The organism is Anaerotruncus sp. AF02-27 (genome assembly GCF_003465835.1).
GTDB lineage: Bacteria > Bacillota > Clostridia > Oscillospirales > Ruminococcaceae > Anaerotruncus > Anaerotruncus rubiinfantis.
Genome location: NZ_QSBX01000011.1, coordinates 47,302 through 56,687, shown reverse-complemented (window position 1 = coordinate 56,687; position 9,386 = coordinate 47,302). Strand labels below are relative to the sequence as shown.

Below are 9,386 nucleotides of genomic sequence, written 5' to 3'. Positions count from 1 at the left end.
TATGAAAATTTGGAACCTATTGCGGCACAGAGAACCGGCGGTGAGCGTGCAGACCGCACGGGAAGGGGTGAACGTGTGGAACGATACACTTTTGCTCTATGGCCGCGACTGTGCGGTTTACGACGGACTGCGCCGCTCGATTCCCATCATTGACGCGGCCATCGACAAAATTTGCCGGCTGGTGGGCGGCTGCGCGCCTGTCTGCGAAAACCGAAAGGCACAGGCGGAACTAGAAACCTTTTTCCGGGAGGTACAGGTGGGCGCTTCCTCCCGTGGGATGGAAAGCTTTCTGCGCTGTTATCTCGACAGCCTGCTCACCTATGGGAATGCGGTGGGAGAAGTGGTGCTTTCCGCCGATGGAGAATCGGTCGCAGGACTCTATAATGCTCCGATCGAGAATGTCTGTTTTCAGAATGCCGCCTCGCCGTTTGATCTGAAGCTTTGCGCCATGAAAAACAGCCTGACGCCAGTCCCGGTCCCGTATCCGGAACTGATCGTCCACACAGCGCTTTCGCCGCGTGCGGGGCAAGTGCTTGGGACTTCCATCCTGGATGGGCTGCCGTTTGTATCGGACATTCTGATGAAGATCTATGCTTCAATGGGGCAGAATTTCGAACGAATCGCCAACCTGCGTTATGCGGTGACCTACAAGCCGGGCGCTTCCAGTGTTGACCGGGCGTATGCCCGGGAGATCGCGGAAAACATCGCAACTGAATGGGCCGACGCGATGAATGAGAGCAAGCGGGGCCGAATCAAAGATTTTGTCGCAGTGGGCGACGTCGATATCAAGGTGATCGGCGCGGACAACCAGATGATCGGCACCGAAGTCCCGGTACGGCAGATGCTTGAACAGATCGTTGCAAAGCTTGGCATCCCACCGTTCCTTCTGGGGCTCAGCTGGTCGACAACCGAACGCATGAGTACGCAGCAGGCTGACATCCTCACCAGCGAACTGGAAAGTTACCGTCGGCTGCTCACGCCTGTGCTCGTGAAGATCTGCCGGATTTTCCTGCGGGTGCGCGGGTACAGCTGCGATACGGATATTGTGTGGGACAATATCAACCTGCAGGATGAACTGGAACTGGCGAACGCGCGTCTGACCGGTCTGGAAGCCGATAAGCTCGCGTTTGAACTCAAAACACTGGAGGGAAAAAAATGAAACATGCGATGATTCTCAAAACCGCGCAGAGTGTCCCGGTTACGCCCGAACAGCTCGCCAAGATTAACGCGTTTTCCCGCCGGGAACTTTCGGCTGAGGAGGTTTACGTCTTTTCGCTCGTCCTCTGCGACAACGAGATCGACCGCGATTACGAGCGGTTCCCGGTTGAGAGCCTGCAGGTGCTGGCCGGACTTTTCGTCGGAAAGACAGGGATCTTCGACCACAACCCGAAAGGGGAAAATCAAAATTCCCGGATCTTTGAAACCGTGGTCGAACATGATCCGGAACGTCTGACCCAGGCTGGGGAGGGCTACTGCGTACTGCGCGCTTGGGCTTATATGGTGCGCTGTGACAAGAATGCTGACCTCATCCTGGAGATCGACGCGGGCATTAAAAAGGAAGTCAGCGTCAGCTGCGCGGTGGAACGCGTGGAATGTTCGATCTGCGGCGCCAATGTACGGGAAGCACCTTGCTCGCATGAACCGGGACAGGAATATAACGGCGTGCTTTGCTGGCGCGACCTGATAAACCCCACCGACGCATACGAATGGTCGTTTGTGGCAGTCCCGGCCCAGAAGAAAGCGGGCGTCACAAAAGGCCGTGTTCCAGGTGTGGATGGGGAACTGCTGAAATCGCTCGCGAGCGGCGGGAGCGTGACCCTGAACAAAGCGCAGGCCGCGGCGTTGACCAACCATCTCAGAGAACTTGAGCAGCTTGCCGAAAGCGGCCGTACCCGGCTGAATGAGCTGCGCCGCCGGATGGTGAAGCTCGCGGCGTTCTCGATGCCCGAGCTCGACGCGCGGGTGCTCGAAGAAGTTGCAAAAAACATGGATGAGCGGCAGCTCACCGCCTTTTGTAAGGGTTTTGCAAAGGATGCGCCGCCCGCTTTGCAACTGGGGGGCGTCGGGGAATCCGAAAAGCCGGACAACGGAGCCTTTCGGATTTGACCATCCGGGTGATGTATCCGGAAAGATAGAAAGGATGATTTTATGGGGAACTATCAGAATCTGAAACTCGACAAAGCGATGTACAAGGGGGAGCTGCCATTTTCGGCACAGCTCGAACGGCTCGATCCGTCCGTAAACTATACGGGCGGCGCGCTTGCCGGGCTCGACGCTTTCCAGCGCCAGCTCAAGCGCTTTGACATCAAGGTGAGCGGAAGCGCAAGCGATCCCCTCTCCAAATTCTTTTCCACCTCTGATTCGGCGGCGCTTTTCCCGGAGTATGTCATGCGCGCGGTTATGCAGGGCGCGGACGAGACCGAACTGATCAATGCGGTTATCGCATCCAAAACCGTCATCAATTCGCTCGATTACCGCACCATCACAACCACCACAGGACACGACATCGCCGCAAAGGTCGTCGCGGAAGGCGCGGAGATTCCCGAGACGGTGATCAAGCTGAAGGACAACCTTGTCAAGCTCAAAAAGCGGGGCCGGATGCTGGTCGCTTCATATGAAGCGGTCAAGTTCCAGCGGATCGACCTGTTCACCATCACTCTCAAACAGATCGGTGCGTACATTACCCGCGCTCAATTCGCAGACGCGGTGGATGTGCTCATCAATGGTGACGGAGCGGACAACGGAAACGCCGCGTCCGCGATCGAAACCGCGGGTGCCGGAACCCTTGCGTACAGCGACCTTGTGAATCTGTGGAGCCAGTTCGAGGACTTCACGATGAATACTCTGCTTGTTTCACCTGATATGATGCAGAAAATGCTTGCCATCGAGGAACTGCGCGATCCGGTCGCCGGGCTCAACTTCTCGGGCAGCGGCACGATCGGAACCCCGTTCGGCGCGAATGTCATCAAGTCCAAATCGGTTCCGGAAGGAACCATTGTCGGTCTTGACAAGAACTTTGCGCTGGAGATGGTTACCGCGGGGGACATCACCGTCGATTATGACAAGCTGATCAATTCCCAACTGGAACGGGCAGCAGTTACTTCAATCGCGGGTTTTGCGAAGATCTTCCCGGACGCCGCCAAGGTGCTCACATTGAAAGCATCCGCGTAAGGCAAAGGCACGGCGGGAGCCGTGGCCGCATAGCGGCCCAACGCGGCATGGCCGCGTTGCCCGCGCTTTGCGCGGGACGGCTCCCGCCAGATCCCGGCGCGGGGAACTGGTTTTCCGCGCCGGTGAAAAGGAGGTCAACAGATGAATCCCGATCAGGTTTTTTGCCAGTTCCTGCTCTTTTCCGGGTTGAGCCCGGAAAGTGGGGAGAACTGGAAACCGCTTTGTGACGCGGCCACAGCCAGGATTTCCGCCGCGATGCGCACGGATGCGGACCCGAACGATCCGCGTTTGGTGCTTGCGGCAGCGGGAGAGGCGTATTGCCAGTACCATCTTATGCGTGCGGGAGACGGTGCGCAAAGCTTCAAAGTGGGCGATATCTCAGTTTCGGAGAGCAGCGGCGTAAGCTTTGCGGATGAACTGCGCGCCATGCGCGATGAACTCTATGCGAATGCGGCAGGGCTTCTCGACTGCAGCTTCGCCGGGCTTTGGAAGGTGGATGGATGAACGCGGCAAAAGCGGTGCGCGTCGCAATTCAAAAATGCGGGGCTGAGACAGTGCTGAAAAAGGAAGGAAAAACCTATCGTTTTACAGCCTGCGTGATGCCGCGGGTCTATACGAATGAAACGCATATCCATCGGAAGGAAACATATTTTGGCCGGGAGGACCCCAGGCGGTTTGTCTATTACGGACCGGTTGCCGATGGCGGGGAACAGGCTGGAGATGGCGACGTCATTTTATGGGGCGGGGAACGCTATCTGCTTTCAGTCTGTCATGATTTTATCTTTCAGGGTGAAAAGATTTTCCGCCGGGCGGATGCGCGGCGGGTGTATGGAGGTGGTGTGGATGGATGAATTGGGCCGGATCAGAAAGACGCTTGCGGAATATCTCGCAGAGCGGCTCGCCGGAGATAATATCCGCGTGATGGAGCAGTACCCGGCCAACTGGCGGCAGGTTCCTCCGGAAAGCGCCTGTGTCGCGGTGGGATTTGCGGGTGTTGCCTTTCCGGGTTCCCCGGATGGGATCAATCAGGCAAAACTCACCCTCCGGTTTGATATCCTATGCCCGGTTTCTGCTCCGAATGACTGCCACAAGGTGTTTGAAAAGCTTTGTGGCGCGTTGATTTGCGTGCGCGGGCAGTTTGGCGTGGGAGGAATTTCCTGTGGAGAGATCACCTATGAACGCGGCCTGCCCGCCTTTGCCCTTACGGCGAACGCAATGTTGAGCGGACTGTTCACCCCGCCGGAGGATGCGCAAGGCGTGCCGCTTGAATCGATCCTGGTCAAAACGAAAGGAGTTTCGATATGATCCATATTCCTACCACCATGCGGCCGGGTGTTTTTACCGACTTGCGGGTGCATGCGGCTGCCGCCTGTGGCATGTATCGCGGGATTGCCGCTGTGGCGCGGACCGTGTCCGGCGAACCCGGGGAAGCGACCCTGGTGCGCGATCCCGCGCAGGCCGCTGTTTTCGGAACGGACAGCGCGCTTTATGAAATGATTAAGGCCTTATTGGAAGCGGGCGCTTCACAGATTTATGCCATTCCCGCCGGAGAGGACTATACCGCGGCGTTTGCCGCTGCGGAAAGGCTGCCGGTTTATCTGCTCGTCTGTGATGGAGGGGCGGATGTACTTGCGGCACATATTTCCGCCTGCTGTGAAAACGGCAGAGAACGGATTGGCCTGCTGGCTGTGTCCGATCCGGCCGCAGCTGCCGCTGCGGCCGGGACGCTCAACCACCCGCACATCGCAGTGATTTGCGACGGCGGGGACGATACCCATGTGACCGCGGCGGCGTTCGCGGCGGCGGTGGCGCGCTTTGGCGCGTCCGGCAGCCTCAATGGGCTGCCGGTACGTTCCGCCGGGGGATCCGGCGGAACGCTCACCGCCGCCCAGGCGGAGATGCTGCTCGCGGCAGGAGCGATCCCATTTGAGGTGTGCGGCGGGGAGGCGGTTTGCGTCCGCGCGGTCACCAGCTGTACCAAAGATGCGGATGGTGAGCCGGATGCGGCCTTCCGGGACCTTTCGACCGTGCTCGCGGTGGACGAGGTGCTCGACACGGTGCGCCGGGCGGTCAAGGCCCGCCTGCGCGGATGCAAAAACAATGCCGCCACGCGGGAAAGCATCGCTTCGCAAATCACCGTTGAGCTGGAAGCGATGCGCGCGCGCGGGATACTCGACAGTTACCGGCCGCCTGTGGTGGCCGCGCATCCGCAGGACAGCGCGGTCTGTGTGGCGACACTTGGCATCCGGGTCGCGCCGGAGATCAGCCAGATCGTCCTGCGTGCCGAAATCACTGTGTAAGGAGGGTCGCGGATGGCTTTTATTACGTTCCCAACCAGTAAGGATATCTATATCGAGGTGGATGGAAAGCGGCTCGCCGCTGCACAGAGCTACAAGGCCAAAACCACTCGGGAGAGCCGCTATGTCGAGGCATTCGGTTCGGATGAGCCGATCGGCACGGTCGGTGGAAGAACCCGCCACCTGTTAGAACTGACCCGCGTGATGCTCACAGAGACCGCCGCTGCGGAAGGGATCGACTTTCACGCGATCGACGGCTTCAATGTCGTGATTGTGAAGCCCGACCGCAAGGTCATTTATTCCGGTTGTCAGTGGTCCGCGATCGACGAAGCGGTCGCGCTCAGCGATCTTGTCTACGAGACGCTCACCATCGTGGCGCGCTCCCGCATGGAGGTGCGCTGATGGCACGGGGACAGAGACTGCCGGACAATCGGTTCCCGGCTATTTTTCTCGGGCGGGAGATCCTTTTTGACCGGCAAAACGGGCTGGGTCAGCTCTCAATCGTAAAACAGGCCTGCGCGCTGCTGCCCGAACTCTGCGGCTATGGGCTTTCGCCGCGTGAGGGATATGCGCTCGCCTATAACTGCGTGCTGCTTTTTCAGACGCTCGCCGGATCGGACACGCTGCCTTCTCCGCGCGCTGCGCTCGAACGGTTTACCCTTTCGCAGATTGCAGATTTGTGCAGACTCTATTGGCAGCAGGACGACCTGCCGTTTGATGCGGGAGACTTTGAGGAATGCGGCGTGAACGAATCTTTTGACAGCATGCAGGCACTTTTATAAAGAGGGGAGGACGGATGGATGGCAAACTACAATCTTTCGGCTGATCTAGCCAAGAATCTGCAGGTCTACAGCGAATTCATTTCGAACCGTTCGGCGGTCGAAAGCCCGCGAAAGCTCGATGTGCCGCTCGTGTGGGATCTCTATATGGACACCACGCAGCCAGTCGGCACAGCGCTCGAGGCATACCGGCAGGAGGAAGCGCCCCTTTCCCCAATCGATTTTTCGCCGGCCGAATTTGAGAGCGGCCCGGCGGCGCAGGTGACCTACCGTTCGCCCGTCACCGGGGATCTCGATATCCTGGGGCTCATGAACGACCGGCTCAAGACCCAGGCGCGCCGCTATCCGCACCCCATCACCAATGAAATGGAGGAAATCACATGACGCGGCTGCAATTTGGCTCGTATCTCTTCGCACATAATCCGCGCAGAATCGAACTTTCCTTCCAGCGCAGCCTGGTTTCCCATCTGATCCCCGCGCGCGGCGCCAGGACCCAGGACCTTGGCCCGCGCTGCCGGGTGGTGCGGTGTGAAGGCGAAGTGTTTGACACCACTCCGGACGGCGCGGCGGAAAAGCTTGCGGAAATCGCCCAGGCCTGTGCAGGCGGCGAAGCTGAAACCCTTTATCTGCCAACCGGGGAGCGGTTTTCCGCTGTGGTTTCCCGTTTTGGATATACGGCCCAGGGGGATGGCAAGGTGCTCTCCTATTTTCTCGAATTTCTTGAGGCGGAAACGGGGGGAAGCGCATGAGCATCGACATAAAAGCGCTTTCCTTCACGGCATGGGATCTTCAGGAACATGAATTTACATTACCCGCGCCGCTCGAATGGGAGATTGTCAAGTCGTTTGACTCCCCGGCGCATTCGTTAGAAGCGGTCTTCTGGCAGGACCGCGGTTACCCGGAGCTTTACAGGCTCAGGGTGGCATTGGGCGAAGTGGTGCTCTTCTCCGGCGGAATTGACGAGCAGACCGCGACCGAAAATGACGAGGGCGCCCGGATGAAACTGATCGCACGCAGCGCCGGCGCGGTGCTGCTCGACAATGAGGCGCAGCCGCAGCTCTATCAGAATGTGACGCTGCAGGATCTTTTTCAAAACCATATCCGACCCTATGGGTTCACCCGGCTTTCCAGTGATGAGAACCCAATTTTAAATGTCTACCAGGTTGTAAAGGGAACCAGCGAATGGGAGGCTTTTACAAATTTCTACCGCAACGTGGCCTATGGCTTCACCTGGCTTGACGACAGCGGCCTCGTCCGCTGTGCGGCTGCGGCTCCGACCGGACAAAGGCATATCTTTTCGAATGCGGCCGCGGGCGCTTTGCGGTACGCGAACCTCAAGATCACCAACAACCGGTATTCGCCGGTGACCGAATATGTGATTAAAGATCTCGATGGGTTCTACAGCTACAGCTACCAGAACCCAAAGGCCTCAGCCATGAAACTTACCCGTAAGCGATATTTGAACCCGCTGCCCGATTTCTTTCTCTATGAAGGGCAGGGAACTTTTGAAGCGATCATCCGAACCAACCGTTCGATGCTCGGCAAGCGGGTCATTACCCTCACGAGCCCGGATCTTCTGGAGATCGCGGTCACCGATCTGGTGGATCTTTCCGGAAATCTGTTTTCCTTCGGTGGGCTTTTCGTCCAGCAGGTGCGGTGGAAGCTCGATTCGAGCGGAGCGTTTACCACACTGACCCTGCTCGACTATGATTATCTATAGAAAGGATGTGGAACGATGGATGTCCTTCTTAAAAATGGGGATACCGTCCTCGATCACCGCGGACGCCCGGTGATGGTCAGCGGCGAAGACGAACTGCTGCAGCGGGCGGCGATCCGGCTGACGGTGCGGCGCGGGAGCCTTGCGCATGACCCGGATTTCGGCAGCAGGCTTTTCTTGGTGCGCACGGGAAATCGCGAAGCCCGGGACCGGCAGGCGCTTGCCGCTGTGCGGGAAGCGCTCGCGCCGATGAAAGAGATCGCGGTGCGCAGCGTGCGCACCGTCTATGACCCGGCGGCGCAGCGGCTTATGGTCGATGTAAGGATTGCCTCCGGGCCGCGTCCGTACACATTGGAGGTATGCGTATGAATCTGACGCAGGAAACCTTTTATGAGACTATGATCGAGAGGTATCGCACGCTTTCCGGCTTTACGCCGGACGAAGCCTCTGACATCGCCCTGCGGTTTCACGCGCTGGCAGGCGAACTTGCAGCGCTTGGCAGGCGGCTGGAAAGCGTGCGCCGGGACGCTTTCCCGGAAACTGCCCAGGGGGCCGCGCTCGATGTGTTTGCAGCGCAGCGCGGGCTTTCCCGCAAGGCGGCCGTGCAGGCAGCCGGACTCCTGCGGTTTTGGCGCGGCGCGAGTCAGGCGGAAAGCGTGATCCCGGCGGGAACCGTGTGCCTTACCGAAGACGGCGAACGGTACGAAACCACTGCGGACGCCGTTCTCGCGGAGGGGGAAGCCGCTGTGGACGCGCCAGCACGCGCGCAGACGGCGGGCGAAACCGGAAACGCCCTGGCAGGGAGCATTGTGCGGCTTACAAAACCGCTGGCCGGGATCGGTGGTGTTTCGAACCCGGAACCTTTTACCGGCGGCGCTGGCGGAGAAAACGACGAAAGCCTGCGCCGGCGGCTGCTCGCGGGCTATGCCGCGCCGAATAACGGAGCAAATGCCGCTTATTACCGGGAAAGGGCGGAAGCATTTCCTGGCATCTCTTCCGCGTATGTTACGTCGGACGGGGAAGGCGGTGTCCGTGTCTATGTGGCTGCTGACGGCGCGGCGGAGGTGCCGGAGGGCACCCGCGCCGCGCTGCAGGATGCGCTTAACGCCGCCCGCGAGCCGTGCGCCCCCGTTGCCGTTCTGGGCGCGCAGGCGACGGCGGTGGATTTGTCCATCGCCGTCGAGCCCGCCGCCGGGCTGGAGCCCGGCGCGGTCTTGGCGCCGCTTGCGGCGCTCCTGCGCGCCGTGGTGGATGCGCTGCCGATTGGAATACGGCTGACCCGCGCGCGGCTCGCCCGGCTTCTGCTCGAAAGCGGCCTCGTGGAGAACTTTGCAATCACCGCGCCAACGGCGGACGTTGCCTGTGCGCACACACAGGTGCTCCGCGCAGGGGAAATCACCATCAGCGAAATGGAGGGCTGAG

Annotated in this window: 14 protein-coding genes; all 14 read left to right on the top strand. The window is 59.5% G+C overall.

What is annotated here, in order from left to right; translation table 11 throughout:
- The first annotated feature begins 1 nt into the window (after position 1).
- On the top strand, positions 2 to 1,159 hold the full coding sequence (locus DWV16_RS10320; RefSeq protein WP_066456873.1) for a serine/threonine protein phosphatase: 1,158 nt from the start codon (positions 2 to 4) through the stop codon (positions 1,157 to 1,159).
- The gene (locus DWV16_RS10315; protein ID WP_118479077.1) at positions 1,156 to 2,106 is read left to right on the top strand and encodes a hypothetical protein; all 951 of its coding nucleotides are present in this window, start codon (positions 1,156 to 1,158) and stop codon (positions 2,104 to 2,106) included. The genes DWV16_RS10320 and DWV16_RS10315 overlap by 4 nt, the downstream gene beginning before the upstream one ends.
- A 42-nt stretch (positions 2,107 to 2,148) precedes the next feature.
- Positions 2,149 to 3,171 carry a phage major capsid protein gene (locus tag DWV16_RS10310; RefSeq protein WP_118479075.1) on the top strand — a complete coding sequence of 341 codons (1,023 nt, stop codon included), beginning with the start codon at positions 2,149 to 2,151 and terminating at the stop codon, positions 3,169 to 3,171.
- Between the two features lie 141 nt (positions 3,172 to 3,312).
- Entirely contained in the window at positions 3,313 to 3,675 is a 363-nt protein-coding gene (locus DWV16_RS10305) for a hypothetical protein (RefSeq protein ID WP_118479073.1), read from the top strand.
- On the top strand, positions 3,672 to 4,022 hold the full coding sequence (locus DWV16_RS10300) for a hypothetical protein (RefSeq protein WP_066456883.1): 351 nt from the start codon (positions 3,672 to 3,674) through the stop codon (positions 4,020 to 4,022). Before DWV16_RS10305 ends, DWV16_RS10300 begins: the two co-directional genes overlap by 4 nt.
- Positions 4,015 to 4,476, top strand: coding sequence for a hypothetical protein (locus DWV16_RS10295; protein ID WP_066456886.1), 462 nt, complete (start codon positions 4,015 to 4,017; stop codon positions 4,474 to 4,476). The genes DWV16_RS10300 and DWV16_RS10295 overlap by 8 nt, the downstream gene beginning before the upstream one ends.
- Positions 4,473 to 5,471 (top strand): phage tail sheath C-terminal domain-containing protein, encoded by a 999-nt coding sequence (locus tag DWV16_RS10290; protein WP_118479071.1) that lies wholly within the window; start codon positions 4,473 to 4,475, stop codon positions 5,469 to 5,471. Before DWV16_RS10295 ends, DWV16_RS10290 begins: the two co-directional genes overlap by 4 nt.
- Positions 5,472 to 5,483: 12 nt before the next feature.
- A complete protein-coding gene (locus tag DWV16_RS10285; RefSeq protein WP_066456891.1) occupies positions 5,484 to 5,870 on the top strand; it encodes a hypothetical protein in 387 nt (128 codons plus the stop codon).
- Entirely contained in the window at positions 5,870 to 6,250 is a 381-nt protein-coding gene (locus tag DWV16_RS10280) for a hypothetical protein (protein ID WP_066456893.1), read from the top strand. The genes DWV16_RS10285 and DWV16_RS10280 overlap by 1 nt, the downstream gene beginning before the upstream one ends.
- An 18-nt stretch (positions 6,251 to 6,268) precedes the next feature.
- The gene (locus DWV16_RS10275; RefSeq protein ID WP_066456895.1) at positions 6,269 to 6,631 is read left to right on the top strand and encodes a hypothetical protein; all 363 of its coding nucleotides are present in this window, start codon (positions 6,269 to 6,271) and stop codon (positions 6,629 to 6,631) included.
- A complete protein-coding gene (locus DWV16_RS10270; protein ID WP_066456898.1) occupies positions 6,628 to 6,996 on the top strand; it encodes a hypothetical protein in 369 nt (122 codons plus the stop codon). Before DWV16_RS10275 ends, DWV16_RS10270 begins: the two co-directional genes overlap by 4 nt.
- Positions 6,993 to 7,967 carry a hypothetical protein gene (locus DWV16_RS10265; RefSeq protein WP_066456901.1) on the top strand — a complete coding sequence of 325 codons (975 nt, stop codon included), beginning with the start codon at positions 6,993 to 6,995 and terminating at the stop codon, positions 7,965 to 7,967. Before DWV16_RS10270 ends, DWV16_RS10265 begins: the two co-directional genes overlap by 4 nt.
- A 15-nt stretch (positions 7,968 to 7,982) precedes the next feature.
- Entirely contained in the window at positions 7,983 to 8,333 is a 351-nt protein-coding gene (locus tag DWV16_RS10260) for a histidine kinase (RefSeq protein WP_118479069.1), read from the top strand.
- Positions 8,330 to 9,385, top strand: a complete 1,056-nt coding sequence (locus DWV16_RS10255; protein WP_158572845.1) for a baseplate J/gp47 family protein — start codon at positions 8,330 to 8,332, stop codon at positions 9,383 to 9,385. The genes DWV16_RS10260 and DWV16_RS10255 overlap by 4 nt, the downstream gene beginning before the upstream one ends.
- Position 9,386 lies beyond the last annotated feature (1 nt).